This window comes from Variovorax sp. 10N432, from assembly GCF_056394465.1.
Genome location: NZ_JBFTHX010000008.1, coordinates 39,047 through 59,354, shown reverse-complemented (window position 1 = coordinate 59,354; position 20,308 = coordinate 39,047). Strand labels below are relative to the sequence as shown.

The 20,308-nt window shown below is 71.0% G+C and carries 19 protein-coding genes; 3 read left to right on the top strand and 16 right to left on the bottom strand.

Annotation, left to right across the window (positions count from 1 at the left end):
* Positions 1 to 65: 65 nt before the first annotated feature.
* From fahA to AC1DF3_RS11780, 5 genes are read right to left on the bottom strand one after another with little or no spacing between them, the layout of a single operon-like run.
* Positions 66 to 1,337: a fumarylacetoacetase gene (gene fahA, locus AC1DF3_RS11800; RefSeq protein ID WP_478139717.1), complete on the bottom strand. Its 1,272-nt coding sequence runs from the start codon at positions 1,335 to 1,337 to the stop codon at positions 66 to 68.
* Entirely contained in the window at positions 1,334 to 2,638 is a 1,305-nt protein-coding gene (gene hmgA / locus AC1DF3_RS11795) for a homogentisate 1,2-dioxygenase (protein WP_478139716.1), read from the bottom strand. Before hmgA ends, fahA begins: the two co-directional genes overlap by 4 nt.
* Before the next feature lie 19 nt (positions 2,639 to 2,657).
* Positions 2,658 to 2,849, bottom strand: coding sequence for a DUF2783 domain-containing protein (locus AC1DF3_RS11790; RefSeq protein ID WP_286519852.1), 192 nt, complete (start codon positions 2,847 to 2,849; stop codon positions 2,658 to 2,660).
* 6 nt (positions 2,850 to 2,855) lie between these two features.
* Entirely contained in the window at positions 2,856 to 4,535 is a 1,680-nt protein-coding gene (locus tag AC1DF3_RS11785) for an FAD-dependent oxidoreductase (protein ID WP_478139715.1), read from the bottom strand.
* A gap of 4 nt (positions 4,536 to 4,539) precedes the next feature.
* Positions 4,540 to 5,499, bottom strand: a complete 960-nt coding sequence (locus AC1DF3_RS11780) for an MBL fold metallo-hydrolase (RefSeq protein ID WP_478139714.1) — start codon at positions 5,497 to 5,499, stop codon at positions 4,540 to 4,542.
* 119 nt (positions 5,500 to 5,618) lie between these two features.
* Here AC1DF3_RS11780 and AC1DF3_RS11775 point away from each other — a divergent pair, with 119 nt between their 5' ends.
* Positions 5,619 to 6,446, top strand: coding sequence for an IclR family transcriptional regulator (locus AC1DF3_RS11775; protein ID WP_286533497.1), 828 nt, complete (start codon positions 5,619 to 5,621; stop codon positions 6,444 to 6,446).
* Here AC1DF3_RS11775 and AC1DF3_RS11770 read toward each other — a convergent pair.
* The 8 genes from AC1DF3_RS11770 to AC1DF3_RS11735 form a co-directional block, all read right to left on the bottom strand.
* Positions 6,427 to 6,918, bottom strand: coding sequence for a GFA family protein (locus AC1DF3_RS11770; protein ID WP_478139713.1), 492 nt, complete (start codon positions 6,916 to 6,918; stop codon positions 6,427 to 6,429). The two genes, AC1DF3_RS11775 and AC1DF3_RS11770, sit on opposite strands and share 20 nt — an antisense overlap.
* 44 nt (positions 6,919 to 6,962) lie before the next feature.
* Complete coding sequence (locus tag AC1DF3_RS11765; RefSeq protein ID WP_301811235.1) at positions 6,963 to 8,438, bottom strand: DUF1501 domain-containing protein; 1,476 nt, start codon at positions 8,436 to 8,438, stop codon at positions 6,963 to 6,965.
* 11 nt (positions 8,439 to 8,449) lie between these two features.
* The gene (locus tag AC1DF3_RS11760) at positions 8,450 to 10,255 is read right to left on the bottom strand and encodes a DUF1800 domain-containing protein (RefSeq protein ID WP_286533494.1); all 1,806 of its coding nucleotides are present in this window, start codon (positions 10,253 to 10,255) and stop codon (positions 8,450 to 8,452) included.
* A gap of 179 nt (positions 10,256 to 10,434) precedes the next feature.
* Entirely contained in the window at positions 10,435 to 11,259 is an 825-nt protein-coding gene (pyrF, locus tag AC1DF3_RS11755) for an orotidine-5'-phosphate decarboxylase (protein WP_478139712.1), read from the bottom strand.
* A 36-nt stretch (positions 11,260 to 11,295) separates the two neighbouring features.
* A complete protein-coding gene (locus AC1DF3_RS11750; RefSeq protein WP_478139711.1) occupies positions 11,296 to 12,096 on the bottom strand; it encodes a uracil-DNA glycosylase family protein in 801 nt (266 codons plus the stop codon).
* Complete coding sequence (gene rimI / locus AC1DF3_RS11745; protein WP_286533491.1) at positions 12,093 to 12,674, bottom strand: ribosomal protein S18-alanine N-acetyltransferase; 582 nt, start codon at positions 12,672 to 12,674, stop codon at positions 12,093 to 12,095. Before rimI ends, AC1DF3_RS11750 begins: the two co-directional genes overlap by 4 nt.
* Positions 12,671 to 13,348 (bottom strand): tRNA (adenosine(37)-N6)-threonylcarbamoyltransferase complex dimerization subunit type 1 TsaB, encoded by a 678-nt coding sequence (tsaB, locus tag AC1DF3_RS11740; RefSeq protein ID WP_286533489.1) that lies wholly within the window; start codon positions 13,346 to 13,348, stop codon positions 12,671 to 12,673. Before tsaB ends, rimI begins: the two co-directional genes overlap by 4 nt.
* Positions 13,341 to 14,348 carry a DMT family transporter gene (locus AC1DF3_RS11735; RefSeq protein ID WP_286533488.1) on the bottom strand — a complete coding sequence of 336 codons (1,008 nt, stop codon included), beginning with the start codon at positions 14,346 to 14,348 and terminating at the stop codon, positions 13,341 to 13,343. The genes tsaB and AC1DF3_RS11735 overlap by 8 nt, the downstream gene beginning before the upstream one ends.
* A 78-nt stretch (positions 14,349 to 14,426) precedes the next feature.
* Here AC1DF3_RS11735 and dacB point away from each other — a divergent pair, with 78 nt between their 5' ends.
* Both dacB and AC1DF3_RS11725 read left to right on the top strand, forming a co-directional pair.
* The gene (dacB, locus tag AC1DF3_RS11730; RefSeq protein WP_478139710.1) at positions 14,427 to 15,866 is read left to right on the top strand and encodes a D-alanyl-D-alanine carboxypeptidase/D-alanyl-D-alanine endopeptidase; all 1,440 of its coding nucleotides are present in this window, start codon (positions 14,427 to 14,429) and stop codon (positions 15,864 to 15,866) included.
* A gap of 95 nt (positions 15,867 to 15,961) precedes the next feature.
* The gene (locus tag AC1DF3_RS11725) at positions 15,962 to 17,509 is read left to right on the top strand and encodes an alpha/beta hydrolase family protein (protein WP_478139709.1); all 1,548 of its coding nucleotides are present in this window, start codon (positions 15,962 to 15,964) and stop codon (positions 17,507 to 17,509) included.
* On the opposite strand, the gene AC1DF3_RS11720 is transcribed toward AC1DF3_RS11725, so the two are convergent.
* From AC1DF3_RS11720 to purE, 3 genes are read right to left on the bottom strand one after another with little or no spacing between them, the layout of a single operon-like run.
* Positions 17,506 to 18,507 carry an L-threonylcarbamoyladenylate synthase gene (locus tag AC1DF3_RS11720; protein ID WP_478139803.1) on the bottom strand — a complete coding sequence of 334 codons (1,002 nt, stop codon included), beginning with the start codon at positions 18,505 to 18,507 and terminating at the stop codon, positions 17,506 to 17,508. The genes AC1DF3_RS11725 and AC1DF3_RS11720 overlap by 4 nt on opposite strands.
* Before the next feature lie 14 nt (positions 18,508 to 18,521).
* A complete protein-coding gene (locus tag AC1DF3_RS11715; protein WP_478139708.1) occupies positions 18,522 to 19,688 on the bottom strand; it encodes a 5-(carboxyamino)imidazole ribonucleotide synthase in 1,167 nt (388 codons plus the stop codon).
* 55 nt (positions 19,689 to 19,743) lie between these two features.
* A complete protein-coding gene (gene purE / locus AC1DF3_RS11710) occupies positions 19,744 to 20,286 on the bottom strand; it encodes a 5-(carboxyamino)imidazole ribonucleotide mutase (protein WP_286533484.1) in 543 nt (180 codons plus the stop codon).
* Positions 20,287 to 20,308: the final 22 nt, after the last annotated feature.

Here is a 20,308-nt window from a genome sequence, read left to right as displayed (position 1 = left end):
GCCCGCCGCCCGACGATGCGCAATTGCCCTTTGGTGAGGGGCCGCGACCCCGCACCGCTTTCGGATCAGCCTGCCGCCAGCACCGTCCCGCTGACTTCGCCGAGGCCGATGCGCACCGCGCCCGCACGCTCGCACCAGCCGCGCATCACCAGCGTGTCGCCGTCTTCAAGGAAGCTGCGCTGCTCGCCGTTGGGCAGCACGATCGGCTGCTTACCGCCGTTCGTGAGCTCCATCAGCGAACCGGCCTCGACCGCCTCCGGGCCGGACAGCGTGCCCGAGCCGAGCAAGTCGCCGGGCTGGAGGTTGCAGCCGTTCACCGTGTGGTGGGCGATCAGCTGGGCCGGCGTCCAGTAGGCGGCGCGGGTGCTGTTGGTCTTCGACAGGCGATGCGGCGCCTCGCCCGCCTCGCGCATCTTCGCGGTCTGCAGCAGCACCTCCAGCTCGATGGAGAACGCGCCCTGGGCGCGGTTGGCCTCCGAGTCCAGGTAGGGCAGCGGCTGCGGATCGTCGGCCGGGCGCTCGAAGGCCGCGCGGAAGGGCGCCAGCGCCTCGGTCGTGACCAGCCAGGGCGACAGCGTGCTGGCGAAGTTCTTCGACAGGAACGGGCCCAGCGGCTGGTACTCCCAGCCCTGGATGTCGCGCGCCGACCAGTCGTTGAAGAGCGTGACGCCGAAGAGATGGGCCTCGGCCGCACCGATGCCGACAGGCTCTCCCTGCGCATTGCCCTGGCCGACGAACCAGCCGAGCTCCAGTTCGTAGTCCAGCCGCTTCGACGGACCGAAGCTGGGCACCGCGGCGTCCGGCGCCTTGGTCTGCCCCTGCGGCCGCTTGAAGCGCTGGCCGCTGACGCCGATCGACGAGGCCCGCCCGTGGTAGCCGATCGGGACCCACTTGTAGTTCGGCAGCAGCGGGTTGTCCGGGCGGAACTGCTTGCCGACCGTGGTCGCGTGGTGCACGCTGGTGTAGAAGTCGGTGTAGTCGCCGATGCGGCAGGGCACATGCATCGTCGCCGCCGACTGGTTGACCAGCGCCGACTCCCATTCCGCCTGCCGCGCGCTGCCTTCGGCCAGCCCCTGGGAGATCAGCGCCCGCAGCGCCGCGCGCTTCTCGGGCGTGGCCGCCATCAGCGCGTTCATGTCGTCGCTGTCGATCAGGCCGGCGCGGCGCAGGTCGAGGATCCGGTCGCCGATCGCGACGCCGATGCGCGGCGCCGCATCGGCGCCATGGCTGAAGCGGCCGAAGGGCAGGTTCTGGATCGGAAAGTCGCAGCCGGCCTGGTTGGCCGAGGCGACCCAGCTGCGCAGCTTCGGATCGTGGGTGGCGTCGATGGATGTCATGGCTTGAATTGATCTTTGAGGCCGGCCCAGCAGTCGGCATAGTTCTGGTCGAGCGCCGGGCTTTGCATCGCGTAGGCGGTGGGAATGAATCGGAACCGGCTTTCGAACATGAAGGCCAGCGTGTTGTCGAGCTTCTGCGGCTTGAGATCGCTGTGGCTCGCCTTCTCGAAGGCTTCCTCGTCGGGACCGTGCGGCACCATGCAGTTGTGCAGGCTGGCGCCGCCCGGCTTGAAGCCGCCGGGCTTGGCGTCGTACTCGCCGTAGACCAGGCCCATGAACTCGCTCATCAGGTTGCGGTGGTACCAGGGCGGACGGAAGGTGTCTTCCATCACCAGCCAGCGCGGCGGGAAGATCACGAAGTCGCAGTTGGCCGTGCCGGGCGTGTCGGAGGGCGAGGTCAGGACCGTGAAGATCGACGGATCGGGATGGTCGAAGCTGATCGAGCCGATGGTCATGAAGTGCGCGGTGTCGTACTTCACCGGCGCCAGGTTGCCGTGCCAGGCGACCACGTTGAAGGGCGAGTGCGAGGTCGGTGCCGACCAGAAGCGCCCGCCCGACTTCTTCACCAGTTCGTAGGCCACCGTCGCATCCTCGAAGGCCGCCACCGGGGCCTGGAAGTCGCGCGCGTTGGCCAGCCCGTTGGAGCCGATCGGGCCCAGCTCGGGCAGCCGGAACTGGGCGCCGTAGTTCTCGCAGACGTAGCCGCGCGACGCTCCGTCGGGGAGATCGACCTTGAACACGACCCCGCGCGGCAGCAGCACGATCTCGCCCGGCTTGACGTCGAGCACGCCCATCTCGGAGGTGACCACCAGCCGGCCCTGCTGCGGCACCACCAGCATCTCGGCATCGGCGTTGACGAAGGCGCGGCGTTCCATCGAGCGGTTGGCGAGATAGACCAGGGCGCCGATGCCGCTCTGTGCCTCGGCATCGCCGTTGGCGGCCAGCGTGCGCATGCCGTCGACGAAATCGGCGTCGGCACCGTCTAGCGGCAGCGGGGCCCAGCGCAGCGGCTCGGGCGCGAGCGCCATCTCGCGGTCGGCGCCGGTGGTCCAGTGCGGCTGCGCATAGGCCTGGTAGCGCCCGGCGACCACGGACGGCTGGCGCCGGTACATCCAGGTGCGCCGGTTCTGGTGCCGCGGCGCCGTGAAGGCGGTGCCCGAGATCAGCTCGGGGTAGAGGTCGAAGGGCGCGCGCTGCGGGCTGTTGCGGCCCTGCGGCAGCGCGCCGGCGACGGCTTCGGTGGCGTACTCGTTGCCGAAGCCGCTTTGGTAGCGGCGCTCGGCCGCGGATGCGATCGTCATGGGGAGTCTCTCTGAGGGTTCAACGGGAAGCCGCGGCCGCCTCGAAGGCCTGGCGCAGCACGGCGGTCGAGCCGATATGGTTGGCCAGCACCAGCACCAGGCGGGCGTTGAAGGCGTGGCTCTGGTCGCTCGACAGGCCCTGGTGGGCTTCGATCAGGGCCTCGTAGAAGTCGTCGGGGGCGTCGAGGTTGGGGGTGGTGATCAGGTCCATGGCGGTCTAGCCCTTGGCGAGTGCGCGGTCGCGCGCGGCGCGCACGGCCTCGGGTGTGGGTGCGCGCCAGCGCGCGCAGACATGCTGGTCGGGGCGAAGCAGGTAGACGGTGCCGGGCCGGGCGTCGTAGCGCCGGGCGGCGAGTTCGCCCGTACTGCCCGGGGGCACCCGCACGATGTGCAGGGCGACGTCGGCTCGGGCCAGCGCAGCGACGCTGCGCTCGGCCTCGGCGCCGTCACCGAAGACCAGTGCCGTGAAGCGCGTGGCCGCGCCGGCGGGCGGACTCAGTTCGCGCAGCAGCCAGCCGGCGCGGCCATCGGCGCCGGCCAGCGGCGCGTCGGCGGCCGCCGCACCGGGCACCATCGGGCCTTCGAACGCATCCACGTCGGGCGTGTTGAGCGTCGACTCGCGCAGGGTGCTCGGCACCGACAGCCGGCCGCTGTTGACCAGCGCCCGCGCGAAGGCGTGGCGCTTCGACAGCTCCAGCACGGCGTCGCGGAACAGCCGGCTGACCTCGCTCTTGGGCGTGATGAAGTCGGTGGCGCGGGTCGAGTTGCGGATGTTCTCGTCGGCCGCGTACTCGCGCTCGCTGGCGTAGCTGTCGAGCAGGGCGTCGGGCGCCTCGCCGCGCAGCACCGCGGCCAGCTTCCAGGCCAGGTTGTCGGCGTCCTGCACGCCGGAGTTGGCACCCCGGGCGCCGAACGGCGACACGCCGTGCGCCGAATCGCCCGCGAACAGCACGCGGCCGTGGCGGAAGCGCTCCATGCGCTGGCAGGCGAAGGTGTAGACGCTGGCCCAGCCGATGTCGAAGCGCACACCTTGGTGGCCGATGCTGTCGAGCAGCGCGCGCACCCGCGGGATGATGTTCTCGTGCTTGCGCTCTTCGACCGGGTCGGCGTCCCAGCCGAGCTGGAAGTCGACCCGCCACATGTTGTCGGCCTGCTTGTGCAGCAGCACGCTCTGCTTCGGGTGGAAGGGCGGATCGAACCAGAAGCGCCGCTCGGTCGGCAGGTGGGCGTCCATGTTCACGTCGGCGATCAGGAAGCGGTCGCGGAACACCCGGCCCTTGGCCTCCAGGCCCAGCAGCTGCCGCAGGCTGGAGCGCGAACCGTCGCAGGCGGCCACGTGGCCGGCCGCCAGGCGGTACTCGCCCTCGGGCGTCTCGATGGTCAGGAGCGCCTGGTCGGCGCCCTGTTCGATGCCGACCACCTTGTTGCTCCAGCGCAGCTCGATCAGCGGCAGCTCGGCGGCGCGCTCGGCCAGATAGCCCTCGACGTAGTACTGCTGCAGATTGATGAAGGCCGGGCGCTCGTGGCCGGCCTCGGGCAGCAGGTCGAAGCTGTAGACCTGCTCGTCGCCGAAGAACACCCGGCCGACGTTCCACGACACGCCCTTGTCGACCATGCGCCCGGCGCAGCCCAGGCGGTCGAACACCTCCAGCGTGCGCTTGGCGAAGCAGATCGCGCGCGAGCCGGTCGACAGGGTGCAGTCGTTGTCGAGCAGCACCACCGGGACCTGCCGCTGGGCGAGGTCGATCGCCAGCGCCAGGCCCACGGGGCCGGCGCCGACCACCACCACTGGATGGTGGGCCGGTGTCGCGGCATCCTGGTCGGGGTGCCGCTTGTAGTCGAAGCGCAGCGACTGGTAGTCGAGCGATGCCGCGTCGTGCGATGCGAGGCCCTGCATGACCTTAGCCTTCGAGGGCTTTCCACATTTCGATGTCGCGCTCGGCGGTCCAGATGCGCGGATCGGTGTACTTGGTCGCTTCGTCGTAGCAGCGCGTGACGTCGAAGGGCATGCAGTGGTCGAAGATCACCCAGTGGCCGTACTTGGGCTTCAACGCCGCGTAGGTATCCTTGTAGACGGCGTTCAGGTCCTTGCCGGCGGCGACGCCCTTCTGGACATTGGCGTAGACGTCCGAGATGAACGCGCGTGTTTCGTCCAGGCCCTTGGCCACTTCATCAGGCGTGGTGAGCGCGGCGCCGCGGCCGGGCACCAGCGCCTTGGGCTTCAGCGCCGCGAGGTTCTCGAGCGTCTTCGGCCAGTCCTTGAAATAGGCGTCGCCGGCATAGGGCGTGGCGCCGAATTCCACCAGGTCGCCCGACAGGAGCGCCTTTTCCCCGGGCAGCCAGACGACGGTGTCGCCCTTGGTGTGGCCGCGGCCGAGCTGCAGCAGCTGCACTTCGAGCTTGCCCAGCCACAGCGTCATCTTGCCGGTGAAGGTCATGGTCGGCCAGGTCATGCCGGGCGGCACGGTCTCAACCCCTGCGAACAGGCGCGGGAAGCGGCCGATCTCGCTCGCCTTGTCCTGCTCGCCGCGCTCGACGATCAGGTCGTAGGTGTCCTGGCTGGCGAGGATGTGGTCGGCGCCGTAGGCACTGGCCCCGAGCACGCGCACCGCGTGGTAGTGGGTCAGGACCACGTACTTGATCGGCTTGTCGGTCACCTCGCGGATGCGGCGGATCACGTCGGCCGCCATCGCCGGCGTGGCCTGGGTGTCGGCAACCAGCACGCAGTCGTCGCCGATGACGATCCCGGTGTTGGGGTCGCCCTCGGCCGTGTAGGCCCAAGCGTGCTCCGAAATCTGGCTGAAGGTGATCTTCTTTGCTTCGAGATCGGCCTGGCTGGCGAACTTCTTGGTCTCTGACATCGCGGAGTCTCCTGAAATTTGTCTAAAGTGAATGAATTCGCATGGGACGAATGGACGCAGTGTAAATCGAGGATCAGTTAATGTCTAATGCCTTCTGTATCAACGAATGACGAAATCCCATGGCGGCTGACTCCGATCGCGCCCAGCGCGGCATCCAGAGCATCGAGGTGGGCGGCCAGCTGCTGCGCGCCCTGGTGCACCATGGCCGGCCGATGGCGCTCAAGGACCTGGCGCGCGAGGCCGAGATGTCCGCCGCCAAGGCGCACCCGTACATGGTCAGCTTCGGCCGCCTCGGGCTGATCGAGCAGGACCGCACCACCGGCCACTATCTGCTCGGACCGCTGGCCTTGCAACTGGGACTGATCAGCCTGCAGCAGGCCAATCCGGTGCACATCGCGACACCGCTGATCGCCGAGCTGGCGCAGCAGATCGGCCACACGGTGGCGATCGCGGTCTGGGGCGACCGCGGCGCGACCATCGTGCGGATCGCCGAATCGCCGGCCCCGCTGCACGTCAACATGCGCCACGGGACGGTGTTCTCGCTCACCCACACGGCCTCGGGGCGGCTCTTCGGCGCCTACCTCGACCCGGAAGTGGTGCGCGGCCTGCTGGAGCAGGAGCGCCAGCGCGAGCAGAAAGGCGCCGCGCAGCCGCCACAGCGTGGCATGCCGCCGGCCCAGCGGCTGCCCGGCTGGCCGGCCTTCGAGGCGCAGCTGCACGAGGTGCGGGCCCACGGCCTGAGCCGCTCCGAAGGCGAGATCCTGCCGGGCATCAGCGCGATGTCGGCGCCGGTGTTCGACAGCACGGGCGCGATCGTGCTGGCGGTCACCGCCATCGGACCGGCAGCGATCTTCGACACCCGCTGGGACGGCGAGATCGCCGTGGCGCTCAAGGCCTGCGCCGACCAGGTGTCGCAGCGTCTCGGGGCTACCCCTTCAAGGCCTTGAACCGATCGATGCTGGCCGCCGGCCAGTGCTCGGAGCGGCGGTAGTACTCGGCCACGGCCGGTGTGCCCGGCGGCAGCAGCACCCAGGGCTGCTTCGACATCGTGAAGATGTGGATGTCGGGCGGCAGCAGGTCGGGGTCGTCGAGCGTGCCGACGCGCACGAAGCTGACCGCGTCGCCGCTGCCGGCGTAGTGGCTCCAGAGCGCGATGCGGCAGCGGGCACAGCGCACGATGGACTGGCCCTTGCCGCTGGCCGACGGCGTCTGCACGCGCTCGGTTTCGCCTGCGAGCAACTGCACGCGGTCGGCCTCGATCATCGCGTTGAGCGCGAACGCCGAGCCGCTCTCGCGCTGGCACCAGCGGCAATGGCAGCAGTGCACGAACAGCGGCGCGCTGGCCATGCGGTAGCGGACCGCACGGCAGGTGCAGCCGCCCTCGATCGGAAAGGAATCCGGGTGGACGGGATCGGTCATCGGGCAAGTCTCCGGCGCTGGGACCCGCAGATTACACCGCGGCCTCAGGCCATGAAGCCGACGTTCTTCGGATACTCGATGCCGTTGAAATTGCCGCCGAAGTTCTTCAGGTTCGGCAGGATGCCCGGCAGCTCGGCGTCGGGCACGCCGAACCACTTGGCGAGCGTGGCGCCGTACTGGTCGACCGAGGTGGTCGGGATCAGGCGGCCCTGCCCCACGTGGCCTTCGTAGCCCGCCAGCTTGGGGTCGTTGTTGATGCTGACCACCTGCGGCGTGCCATAGAACGCCTTGCCGTTGACCGCGCCCCCGACCACGAAGTGATGGCCGCCCCAGCCATGGTCGGAGCCGTCGCCGTTGCTGGCCAGCGTGCGGCCGAAGTCCGAGGCGGTGAAGGCCGTGACCTTGTCGGCCAGGCCCTGGGCGACCATCTGCCGATGGAAGGCGGCCATGGCATCGCTCAGCTGCTGCATCAGGCCTGGCTGGTTGGCGATCAGGTTGTCGTGCAGGTCGAAGCCGCCCATCGAGACGAAGAACACCTGCCGCTTGGCGCCCAGGGTGCTGCGGCCGCGGATCAGCCGCGCGACCATCTTGAGCTGGTTCGCGAGTCCGGTGTTGAGCGAGCCGAAGGTGTCGGTCGCGAAGGTCGCGGTCTGGATCGCGCTGGTGACCGTGGTCTCGGCCTGGACCGCGCGCTGGGTCACCTTGTTGTATTCGTTCTCCAGCGTGTGGCCGCGGGTTTCCTGCGCCAGCTGCGCCATCGCGGCCTTGACGCTGCTGGAGCCGTAGGTGGTGCCGTCCTTGATGCTGCGGATGCCGACCGCGCCGCTGGTGCTGACCTGGTATTGCAGGGCCTGGTCGCCCGACAGGAACACGGCGTTGCCGGCGACCGAGATGCAGGTGAACAGCGCGTTGGTGTTCTGCCGCTGGTCCAGCACCAGGTCGCCGACGTTGCCGCCCCAGCCCACGGTCGAGCCCTCGGGCGAGGACGACTGCCAGGTCGACTGCTGGTCGTTGTGCGAGAACAGCTTGGGCGGCTGCGGGTAGAGCTTCTTGTTGCTGTTGTTGTACTGGGCGCGGGTCAGCGGCACCACCAGCGGGCCGACGTTGAGCTGCACCGCGACCTTGCCGTCGGTGTTGAACAGGCCGGCGAGCTGCGTCATCGACGGGTGCAGAGCGTACTGGCGGCCGTCGGGCAGCGCCACGGTCGGCGCCAGCAGCGTGGCGGCGAGCGCATCCTTGGCGATCGCCACCCCGCCCGCGCCCTGCGGCACGCGGATCGTGCTGTAGGCGTTGTAGCTCGGGTCGTCGTAGGTGATGACGGTGTTCGCGTAGTCGTTGCCGCCGAACAGGAAGACGCAGACCAGTGCCTTGTAGTCGTCGGCGGGGGCGGCCTGCGCCGCCGCCTCGCCCATCGCGGCCAGGTTGAGGGCGAAGGGCAGCGCGGTGCCGGCCATCGCCAGCTGGCCGGAGCGGCGCAGGAAGGCACGTCGCGTGTGCGCGGCAGGATCGATCAGGTACATCGCGCGGTCCCTTATTTCTGGATCAGGTAGGAGGGCGAGGCCATCACCAGCAGCACCGCCGCGTAGACCCGGTTGAGCTTGACCGCGTCGGTGCTGTTGACGGACACCGCGGGATTGGCCAGCGCACCGGCGATCAGCGCCTGGGTGGCCGCCGACAACTGGTTGGCGGTCAGCAGCAGGTTGAGCCGCTGCACCAGGGCCGCCGGGTCGAGCACCAGCGCCAGCTCGCGCGCATAGGCGGCGTTGACATCCCGCCCGGTGCTCTTCGGCAGCACGCTGTTCTGCATGAAGTTCAGGTAGCCGCCGACGCTGGTCTCGTTGACCAGCTGGAACTCGGGCGCGACCATCCTGGCGGCGGCGATCGAGGTCGATGGCGGCACGTAGCCGGGCCGGAAGAAATTGAATACGGACGGCGAGCGCAGCGGGCTCTGGCCGAGCTGGTCGTTGGGCCGCGAGAGGTCGCCGATCTTCCAGTTGCCGCTGGTCGAGCCGGCACCGAAGGTGCGGCCCCACTGCGTGAAGCGCAGCATCGGCTCGCGCAGCCGGCCGAAGCCGGGGTCCGACAGGCCGGCCGGGCTGCGCGCCTCGTTGTCGAGCAGCACCGCGGCGAAGACGCTCTTCATGTCGCCGCGCACGCCGGCCCCGTTGTCGGCGAAGACATCCGACACCCGCTTCACGTAGGCCGGGCTCGGGTTGCTGGTGACCAGCCGCTGGATCAGCTGCTTGCCGATGAACGGGCCGACGTTGGGGTGGTTGAAGAGCGTGTCGAGCGCGATCTTCAGCGCCGCCTTGCCTTCGGTGCCGGCCGGCACCGAGGCGCCCAGGAACCGGGCCTCGAGCACCGAATGCCGGGCCGCCGTGAGCGCCATCGGCCGCGCGGTCCAGGCGCTGGTGTCGACGTCGCTGGCCCGGATGTCGAGGTCGTAGCCGGTGAAGACGCGCGCCAGGTTGGTCACGTCGTCCAGGCTGTAGGTGTCGAGCGGCGTGCCGTCGCCGCCGGTCTTGACGCTGCCGTCGCCGTTGAGCTGGTAGAGCCCGATCGTCATGAGCTGCATGACCTCGCGCGCATAGTTCTCGTCCGGCTGGCGGCCCTGGGCGTTCTCCTTCTGGTTGCCCCTGGTGTTGAGGTAGTAGCCCATCGCCGGATTGAGCGTCACGTCCTCCAGCAGCTTGCGGAAGTTGGTCGTGACGCCGGCCACCAGCATGTCCCAGTACTGGGCCATCATGAGATCGGGCCAGCTCGATCCGATGTCGTTGCGCGAGACCACGAAGATCTCGCTGAAGACCAGCGCCATGCGCTTGCGGAAGCCGTCCGGCGCGGTCATGAGCTGGTTCCAGATCATGTCGTCGGCGTTGACCGTGTTGGCGGCCTTGCCCAGGATCCAGTCGCGCCCGCCCTGCTCGGCCGGGCGGTCGACCTGCTCGCCGAGCCAGGGCAGGTAGCCCTTGCTGCGGACGGCGGCGATGTCCGCTTCCGAGGCCGAGAACTGCGACTGCAGCAGGAAGCGCGCGGCCTCCTCGTCGGTCTTGGCCTGGGTGTAGACATAGGTCTGCGCGGTCGGGGTGCTGGCCAGCGCGCTCAGCGAGCCGGCCTGGACGGTGGCCGGGGGCGACTCGGCGACCGCCGCGAAGCCCGCGCCGCCGCCTCCACCGCCGCCGCCACCACAGGCCGCCAGCGCCGCCGCCGACGCGGCCAGGGCGGCCGCGAGGGGCAGGGGGCGAGACCTTGCGCCTGCCGGGATTGGCGCGGCCGTCTCGGGCACGCGCGCGCTTTCGTCGGCCGCCGTGTCGCGGCCGGTTGCGATGTCTTCCACCATGGGATGCCTCACTCCTCGACGCGGACGCGCCGACCCTCATCAGGCAAGTGCCATGCCCGCCGTTTTCGGGCGGGTGGATGCGGCCAGTAGAAGTGTTTAGTACGACAGTTGTGAACAAATGTGACTTTTTTCGTCACATCGATACAACCGACGGCTTGCGGACTGACGCGGAATGTCGCTCAGGGCTTGGCGGCCTGGAGTGCGTCGCGGGTGCGCAGGGCCTCGCGCCGGGCCGCTTCGGCGAAGTCATCCCCGGCCGAGGCGTAGCAGATGGCGCGCGAGGAGTTGACCACGATCGGCGCGTCCGGACGCCAGCCGGCGCGGACCGTGGCGACCGCGTCGCCGCCCTGCGCACCGACGCCGGGGATCAGCAGCGGCACGGTGGGCGCGAGCGCTCGCACGCGTTCGATCTCGGCCGGGTAGGTGGCGCCGACAACCAGGCCCAGCTGGCCGTTGAGGTTCCACGGGCCCTGGGCCAGCCTGGCCACGTGCTCGTAGAGGAAGGGCTGGCCGTCGACGTCGGCCAGCCGCTGACCCTGCAGGTCGGCGCCGCCCGGGTTGCTGGTGCGGCACAGCAGGAAGGCGCCCTTGCCCTGGTGGCGCAGGTACGGCTCGACCGAATCGAAGCCCATGAACGGCGACAAGGTGACGGCGTCGGCGCCGTAGCGCTCGAAGGCCTCGCGGGCGTACTGCTCGGCGGTCGAGCCGATGTCGCCGCGCTTGGCGTCGAGGATGGTGGGCACGTGCGGCGCGTTGCGGCGCATGTGCTCCATGAGCTGTTCGAGCTGGTCTTCGGCACGATGGGCAGCGAAATAGGCGATCTGCGGCTTGAAGGCGATTGCCAGGTCGGCCGTGGCGTCGACGATGCGGGCGCAGAAGTCGTAGATCCGGCTGGCGTCGCCTTTCAGGGCGGCGGGGAATTTGGTCGGCTCGGGATCGAGTCCGACGCACAGCAGCGAGCCGTTTTGGCGCTCGGCGGCGCGCAGCTTGTCCAGGAAGGTCATGGGCCGAATTTTAGGTCGGCCGGTGGCTGGCTCGACTCAGGCGTCGGGGCTGGGGCCGGCGCGCTCTGCCGACACCCGTTCCGCGGCGAGACATAGGTCGGCCCAGGCGCGCGCCTTGTCGGCCGGATTGCGCAGCAGGTAGGCGGGGTGGTAGCTCGCGACCACCGGCAGCGCCGGCAGGCCCGGCAGGCCCGGCAGGTCCATTGGCACCACGCGGCCACGCAGCTTGCCGAGCGGCTCGCTGGTCTGCATCAGGCTCTGGGCCGCCAGCGGCCCCATGGCGAGCACCACGCTCGGCGCCAGCGCCGCGGCGCCCTCCGCCAGCGCTTCGTCGATCGGCCGCGGGCTGCCGGGCTGGCCCGAGGCGACGCCGCGGTGGGTGCGCATCAGGTGCACCGGCAGCGCGCCGCCATGCAACTGGAGCGCGTTCAGCATGTTGTGGAGCAGCCGGCCGGCATCGCCGTCGAACGGATCGCCATGACGGCCATCCAGCGCCGGCGGCATGTCGGCCACGATCAGCCAGCCTCCCTGGGCCGCGGCCGGATCGCCGGCGAGGCGACGTGGCGCCTCGGCCAGCACGGCGGCTCCGTGCCCCGCCGCCGCGGGTGCGCGCTGGACGACGGGCGCCGGTGCGGCGACGGCCGGTGCCGCTCGCGCGGGCGCCGCGGCGGGGAGCGCCGGTGCCTCGGCCTCGATGGCGGGCGCCGTCCGGGCCGCGGGGGCTTCCGGCACCGGCGCTTCGACCGCTTCCGGCTGGCGCCACCAGAAGAGCTTGATGCCCATTTCGTCGAGCATGGCGCGCTGGCGCGCATCGAGTGTCAAAGCTTCGGAAGTCATTTCAGTCCGCCCCAGGCGCTCGTTGATTCGTGCAGGCGCAGGCTCATCACGACCGCATCCTCGCGGGCGCTGCCTTGCGCCGGGTAGTAGCCCTTGCGCATGCCCACGCGCCGGAATCCGTTGCGCTCGTAGACCGCCAGCGCGCGCAGGTTGCTGGCCCGCACCTCGAGCCACAGCCACTGCGCGTTCTGGCCGCGCGACCAGCCGGCCAGGGCCTCCAGCATCAGCGGCGCCCAGCCCTGGCCCTGGAAGGCCGGCGCGACGGTGATGTTGAGCAGATGCACTTCGTCGACGCCCTTCATGGCGACGAAATAGCCGATCAGCGTCTCGCCGGGCTCGCGCGCCACCACCCGGTGCCAGAGGGCGCGGGCGCCCCGCGGGGCCTCGGCGGGATCGCTCTCGGGCGGCGGCGCCACCAGGCACTGGCAGTGGTAGCCGGCGGCCAGCGAATCGGTGAAGTTGGCCGGTGTCCAGGGATGGGTGAAGGCGCTGCGTTCGATCGCGCAGACGGCCGGCACCCGTTCGAGCGTGATCGGCTCGAGGCGCGCCTCGCGCGGCGACGACAGGACGGCGCTCACGCTGTTCCCTTCAGCGCCGCGCGCTCTTCGGTCGTCTGCGCCACCTTGTCGCGCACGTACAGCGGCCAGGCCTCGGCCGGCGCCACTGTCCGGCCGGCGGCCAGCAGCGCCGGCGCCAGCCGCAGCATCGCGGCCGCGGTGGGCAGCACCTCGTGGCGCGCCACCGCGCGCGGCAGGCGCTCGCCATAGGCGGCGAAGGCATTGCCGGCGAGCGCCCAGCCCTCCGGCACCACGACGCCTTCGGGTGCCATCAGTTCGGCCTCGCTGGCGACCCACTCGACCCCGAAGTCGTAGCCGGCCGCATAGACCTGGTCCATGCGCGCATCGAGCACCGCCACCACGCGGGTGGCGCCGAAGCGGTCGTGGGCTTCCTCGGCCACGGCATGCAGGGTGTCGATCGGCAGCAGCCGGACGCCGGCGCCGTAGCCGAGCCCCTGCGCCACCGAGCAGGCCGTGCGCAGCCCGGTGAACGAGCCCGGTCCGCGGCCGAAGGCGATGGCGTCGAGTTCGCGCAAGCTCAGGCCGGCGGCCCCGAGCAGCTGCTGGATCAGGGGAATCAGGCTGGCCGACGACTGCGCACCGCCGGTCCCGCTGTGCTCCAACAGCAGGTCGCCGTGGCGCACCGCGATCGACAGCGCCTCGGTGCTGGTGTCGAAGGCGAGCAGCCTAGCCATCGGCACGCCCTCCGGCCACGGCCACCCCGGGAATCGGCCGCACACCCGGCGCCCGGCTGCGCTGGACGCCGAACAGGATGCCGGCGGTCACCAGCATGAGGCCCGCGAACAGGCTCCAGCTCAGCGGTTCGCCGAGGAAGATCACGGCGCCGAACGCGGACAGCCCCGGCACCAGCGCCGTGATCATGGTGGAGCGCACCGGCCCGAAGTACTGGATCATCCGCGTGAAGGCGATGCCCGAGATCACCACCGAACCGAGGCCCTGGAAAGCCATCTGGAACAGGATCTCGCCGACCGGCGCGCTGGCCAGGTGGCTGCGGACGAGGCCGGCCGCGGTCAGCAGCGCATAGGCCGGCACGAAGGCCGCGAAGGCGAACACGGTGATGGCGATGGTGGCGCGCACCGCCTCGAGCCCGTGGCGCCGGACGACGATGCTGTAGCAGGCCCAGCTGAAGGCCGCGCTCATGAAGAGCAGGTCGCCCTTCCAGATCTGGCCGCCTTCGAGCGCGTGCAGCAGGCTGGCGCCGCCGACGAACAGGTCGCCGAGGACGATCAGCGCCAGCCCGAGCGCGCGCAGCGGCGTGATGCGGTCGCGCAGGATCAGGGCCGCCAGCAGCGTGGTCCACAGAGGAAGGCTGCCGGGCATCAGCACCGAGGCGTGGCTGGCCGGCGCGAAGAAGAACCCGGTATAGGCCAGGAGCGCGTAGGCCAGGCCGCCGCAGACGCCGGCCAGCGCGGTCAGTCGCAGCGGCAGCGGCGAGAGGCCGAAGAAGGAGTCGCGGGCCGAGCCTTCGGCGCGGGCGCGCATGACCAGCCAGGCGCCCCAGGGCAGCAGCACCAGGCTGGCGCCGCAGATGCGGGCGAAGGCGAGGTCGAAGGGCGTCAGCGAGCGCCCGGCGGAAGCGCGCGCGATGACGATGAACGCGGTCCAGACCCCCACCGTGACGACGGCCGCGCCGATGCCGATGGTGCGGGCTGAGAAACGGGGGGCTGCGGGCATCGGGGGATTATCCAGGGTGGGCGGCCGGCCTGCAGCCGCCGGCCGCGAGAGCCGGCGCCGGCCCGGGATAATCCCGGCATGACCGTCGCCCCGCCGTCCGAGCACCGCCGCTCGCGCCTTGCCCGCCCCCTGGCTTTCGTCCTCGCACTCGCCGCCGCCGCGGCGCCGGTCCTGGCCCAGGGTCTGCCGAACGAGGTCGAGGCGGCGCTGGCCCGCGCCAAGGTGCCGCGCGACGCGGTCACGATGCTGGTGGTGGATGCCGAGGGCGTACAGCCGCCGCGGCTCGCCTGGCGCTCCCAGGTGCCGGTCAACCCGGCGTCGATCATGAAGCTGGTCACCACCTATGCGGCGCTCGACCTGCTGGGCCCGGCCTTCACCTGGCAGACGCCGGTGTACGTCGACGGCCCGGTGCGCAATGGCGTGCTCGAGGGCAATCTCTACATCCAGGGCCAGGGCGACCCGAAGCTGGTGATCGAACGGCTGTGGCTGCTGCTGCGCCGGGTGAAAGGGCTCGGCATCCAGGCCGTGCAGGGCGACATCGTGCTCGATCGAAGCGCCTTCGAGGTGGCCGACAGCGATCCGAATGCCTTCGACGGCGAGGGCCAGCGCCCCTACAACGCCGCCCCGGACGCCCTGCTGGTCAACTTCAAGTCGGTGGTCATGACCTTCGTGCCCGACCGCGGCGCGCAGACCGCGCGGGTCAGCTACGAACCCCCGCTGGCCGGCGTCGCGATGCAGGCCGCGGTGCCGCTGGCTACTGGCGAATGCGGCGACTGGCGCAGCGCCCTGGGCAGCGACTTCGCCGATCCGGCGCGGCTCGGATTCGCCGGCAGCTTTCCGGCCGCCTGCGGCGAAAAGACCTGGGCCGTGGCCTATGCCGATCCGCGCAGCTACGCCGAGCGCGCGGTCGGCGGCCTCTGGGCCGAGATGGGCGGCCGGCTCCAGGGCCAGGTGCGCGACGGCCGGGTCCCCGCCGGGTTGCGGCCGGCGTTCGAGGCGGCATCGCCGCCGCTGGCCGAAGTGATCCGGGACATCAACAAGTACAGCAACAACGTGATGGCGCAGCAGCTCTTCCTGACGCTCGGGCTGCAGCAGAAGAAGCGCGGCACGCTCGACGCCTCGCGCGCCACGCTGCGCCAGTGGTGGAACGAGCGCATCGGCACCGGCGAGGGCCAGCCGGTGATCGACAACGGCTCGGGCCTGTCGCGCGACGAGCGCATCAGCGCCGCCGCGCTGGGCAGGATGCTGCAGGTGGCCTGGCGCTCTCCTCTGATGCCGGAGCTGGCGTCCTCGCTGCCGGCCTCCGGCGTCGACGGCACCCTGCGCAAGCGGGCGCTGCGTTCGGGCGGCGCCGCGCACCTGAAGACCGGCACCTTGCGCGATGCCGCCGGCGTGGCCGGCTACGTGCACGGAGCCAGCGGCCGGCGCTGGGTGGTGGTCGCGATCGCCAACCACGCCAATGCGGTCGCGGCGCGTCCGGCCTTCGACGCCCTGGTCGACTGGGCCGCCCAGGACTGACCCCGCGCTCGCCGTGTAGGCGGCGGCCGCTTGCGCATGGGGCGGGCGGTGACCAGAATCGGTTGCCGGTCGAAACCCCGCAGGAGACGCATCCCATGAACAGACTCCCAGCCCTCGCCCGCTCGGGCGTCGCCCTGATGATCCTCGCTGGCTGTGGAGGCGGCGGCAACGACGGCTTCGCCGTCAACGTGCCGGCGGACACCGGGCGCGGCTCGGTCGTGACCCAGCCGCCGGAGCGGGTGCAGCGGCTCACGACCGACCAGTTCACGGCGTTGCTGCAGGTCACTGCGCAGGGCCGTTCGCTGCAGACCATCGCCGGCACGCCGAAGTGCGGCGTCGATTTGCGCTACCTCGAATACCGCACCATCGGCGGCCAGGGCGAGGCCACCAACGCGACCGCCGCGATCATGGTGCCGGCCGGAACCGACCCGGCCTGCAACGGTCCCCGCCCGGTGGTGCTGTACGCGCACGGCACCGCCGTGGAACGCAGCTACAACATCGCCCGCTGGACCGACACCAGCCAGCCGGCGGCAGCCGAAGGGGTGATCGTGGCGGCGATGTTCGCGGCCCAGGGCTTCATCGTGGTGGCGCCGAACTACGCCGGCTACGACAAGTCGACCCTCACCTACCACCCCTACCTCAACGGCAACCAGCAGGGCAAGGACATGGTCGATGCGCTGACCGCGGCGCGCAAGACTTTCCCCTTCATCGACGCCAGCGACGCCGGCGCGCTGTTCGTGACGGGCTATTCGCAGGGCGGCTATGTCGCCCTGGCGGCGCACCGCGAGCTGCAGGCCATCGGCGCCAAGGTGGCGGCGTCGGCGCCGCTGTCCGCGCCGGCCGCCATCAGCTTGCTGACCGACTACACCTTCAGCGGCTGGCCGGCGCTGGGCAGCACGCTGTTCACGCCGCTGCTGTCGACCAGCTGGCAGAAGCAGTTCGGCTACGTCTACAACAACACCGCCGACATCTACGAAACCCAGTACGCCGCCGGCATCGACACCCTGCTGCCGAGCCTGACGCCGAGCAACACGCTCTACACCACCGGCAAGCTGCCACCGCTGGCGCTCTTTCCGCCGAACGCGGTGCCGGGCCCGGTCGATCCGTCGTTCGCGATGTTCTATGCGCCCAACAACCTGGTCCGCCAGACTTACCTGACGCAGGCCGCCACCGACATCCAGGTCAACCCCTGCCCGGGCAATGCGCTGCCGGCGACGCCGGCCTCGCTCAACAACGCGTCACCGCTGGGCTGCCAGCCGCTGCTCGGCTTCCGCAGGGCGGCGCTGGCGAACGACCTGCGCAACTGGCTGCCGACGCGCCCGGTGCTGATGTGCGGCGGCGCCAACGACCCGACCGTGAACTTCCTGAGCACCCGGGCCACGGCCGGCTACTTCCGCGCCAGCGGCATGCCGGCCTCGGCGCTGACCGTCGTCGACCTCGAGGACATCAACGCCACCGACGCCTTCTCGGCCGCGCGGGCCGGCTTCGCGCAGGCCAAGATCGGCGCCGCGACCAGCGCCGGCGGAACGACCGCGAACCAGCAGCAGGCGGTGGTGCAGGCTTATCACGGCACGCTGGTGCCGCCGTTCTGCATTGCGGCGGCGCGGGGGTTTTTTGTAGGGGTGCTGGCTTCGGGGGGCTAACCCTTCGACGCTCTCGTCAGCCGGTCCCGCACGCCTTCCCACTCGGGGCCGGGCGGCGGGGTCTCGACCCAGATCAGCTTGACGCCCTCGGCGTCGAAGGCGCGCAGCACCGCGAAAAGCTGCTGCGCCGCGGCGCTTGCGTCGTCGGGCATGCGCCGCTGCAGCAGGCGCTGCGACCGGCTGTTCAACACGGTCCGCGACCAGATCGCCATGTTGGCGGCGTTCGCCCCCAGAACGTCGAGGCCGGCCTGCAAGGCCTTGGCGTCCATCAGGCGCACCTTGGCGCTCGGCGCGTAATGCGCTTCGAGGGTGCCGGAGGCCCGCGGGTCGGGCGCCCCGAGCGAGTCCTTGTCGCGCAGCGGCTCGCCGCCGGCGGCCTCGATCTGCGTGCGCGTGATCGCGCCGGGACGCAGCAGCACCGGCGCGCCGCGGCTGCAGTCGACGATGGTCGATTCGATGCCGACCTCGCACGGTCCGCCGTCGACCACCAGCAGCGTGTCGCCGAACTCCTGCTGCACGTGCAGCGCGGTGGTCGGGCTGACGCGGCCGAAACGGTTGGCGCTCGGCCCGGCGACGCCCAGCACGCCCTGTTCGGCGCAGGCGGCCAGCAGGGCCTGCGCCACCGGATGCGCCGGGCAACGCAGGCCGATGGTGTCCTGGCCGCCGGCGGCCGCGGCGCCGACGCCGGGCTGGCGTTCGACGATCAGCGTCAGCGGGCCGGGCCAGAAGGCGCGCACCAGCTTCTGGGCGAAGGCCGGCAGGGGCCGGGCGAAATGCGCCAGCGCCTCGGTGCCCCGGGCGCCCGCCGCCACGTGGACGATCAGCGGGTGGTCGCTGGGCCGGCCCTTGGCCGCGAAGATGCCGGCAACCGCGGCATCGCTGCCGGCGTCGGCGCCCAGTCCGTAGACGGTTTCGGTCGGGAAGGCGACCAGGCCGCCGGCGCGCAGGACCTGCGCCGCCTCGGCGATCGCCTCGGGCAGGCGGCCATCGCGGATCATCCCGGTGCCCCCGCTCATTCGGACAACGGGATCGCCAGGCCCAGCAAGGCCGCCGCGAAGTCGGCGGTGCTGCGGACCGTCTCGATGCCGTCGCCGGTGATGTTGAGGTGGCCCATCTTGCGGCCGCGGCGCGCCTCGGTCTTGCCGTAGAGGTGCAGGTGGGTGCCGGGCAGGGCCAGCACGTCGGCCCACCGCGGCTCCTGCGGCGTCTCGCCGTCGACGAACCACAGGTCCCCCAGCAGGTTCAGCATGATCGCCACGCTGTGCTGGCGCGGCGGATTGAGCGGCAGGCCGGCCAGCGTGCGCACCTGCAGTTCGAACTGCGAGACGTCGCTGGCGTCCATGGTCCAGTGGCCGCTGTTGTGGGGACGCGGCGCCATCTCGTTGACCACCAGCCGGCCGTCGCCGAGCACGAAAAACTCGACGCACAGCACCCCGACATAGGCCAGCCCGTCGACGATCGAGCGGGCCGCGGCCACGGCGCGGCGGGCGGTCGACTCGGGCATGTTGTGGGGATGGACCTCGGTGACGGCCAGGATGCCGTCGCGGTGCAGGTTGCGCTGCACCGGGAAGTTCACCATCTGCCCGTCCTCGCCGCGGGCGACGATCACCGAGCATTCGAAGTCGAGGGGCAGCAGTTGTTCGAGCACGCAAGGCACGTCGCCGGCGTCGTGCCAGGCGGCCTGAAGCTCGGCCCGGGTCGCCACCCGGCGCTGGCCCTTGCCGTCGTAGCCGAGCCGCGCGGTCTTGAGGATGCCGGGCAGCAGTTCGTCCGCCACGGCCGCCAGCTGGACGTCGGTCTCGATCACGGCGTAAGGGGCGCATTCGACGCCGCAGCGCACGAAATGGCTTTTTTCGCGGATCCGGTCCTGGGCGATCGCCACCGCGTCGGCGCCCGGCGACACCGGCCGGGCCGTTGCCAGGTGCGCGAGCGAGGGCGCCGGCACGTTCTCGAACTCGGTCGTCACGGCATCGGCCAGGCCGGCCAGCCGCGCCAGGCCGTCGACGTCGGTGTAGTCGGTGTGGATGTGGTGGTGGCTCACCCGCCCGGCCGGGCTGTCGGCGTCGGGGTCGAGCACCGCGGTGAAATAGCCCATGGTCTGGGCCGCATGCACGAACATCCGCCCCAGCTGGCCGCCCCCGAGCACCCCGAGCGTGGCGCCCGGCAACACGACGCTCATTTCGACACCTCCGCGCTGCGCGCTGCGGTGTTCGCCTTGGGAGCGGCCCGGCGGCTCACAATGCCCCCCCGCCCTGCGGCGAGAACGGCGACACCGGCTCGGCATCGCCCGGCGGCAAGGTCATGGCCTGCGCGGCCTCGGTCTGCCGCAGCCGGAAGGCGTCGAGCTGCGCCCGCAGCGCCGGATCCCCGACCGCCAGCATGGCGACCGCGAACAGCGCCGCGTTGGCCGCCCCGGCATTGCCGATCGCGAAGGTCGCCACCGGCACCCCCTTGGGCATCTGGACGATGCTGTAGAGCGAATCGAGGCCCTGCAGGTGCCGGCTGGCGACCGGCACGCCGAGCACCGGCACCGTGGTCTTGGCCGCCAGCATGCCCGGCAGGTGGGCGGCCCCGCCGGCACCGGCGATGATCGCCGCCAGCCCGCGCGGCGCGGCGCTTTCGGCGTAGGCGAACAAATCGTCGGGCATCCGGTGGGCCGAGACCACCCGGGCTTCGTGGGCGATGCCGAATTGCTGGAGAATCTCGACCGCGTTGCGCATCGTCTCCCAGTCGGAGTTCGAGCCCATCACCACGCCGACCTGAATTGCTTGCTTCATGGTTCCAATTTTACGTTTCACC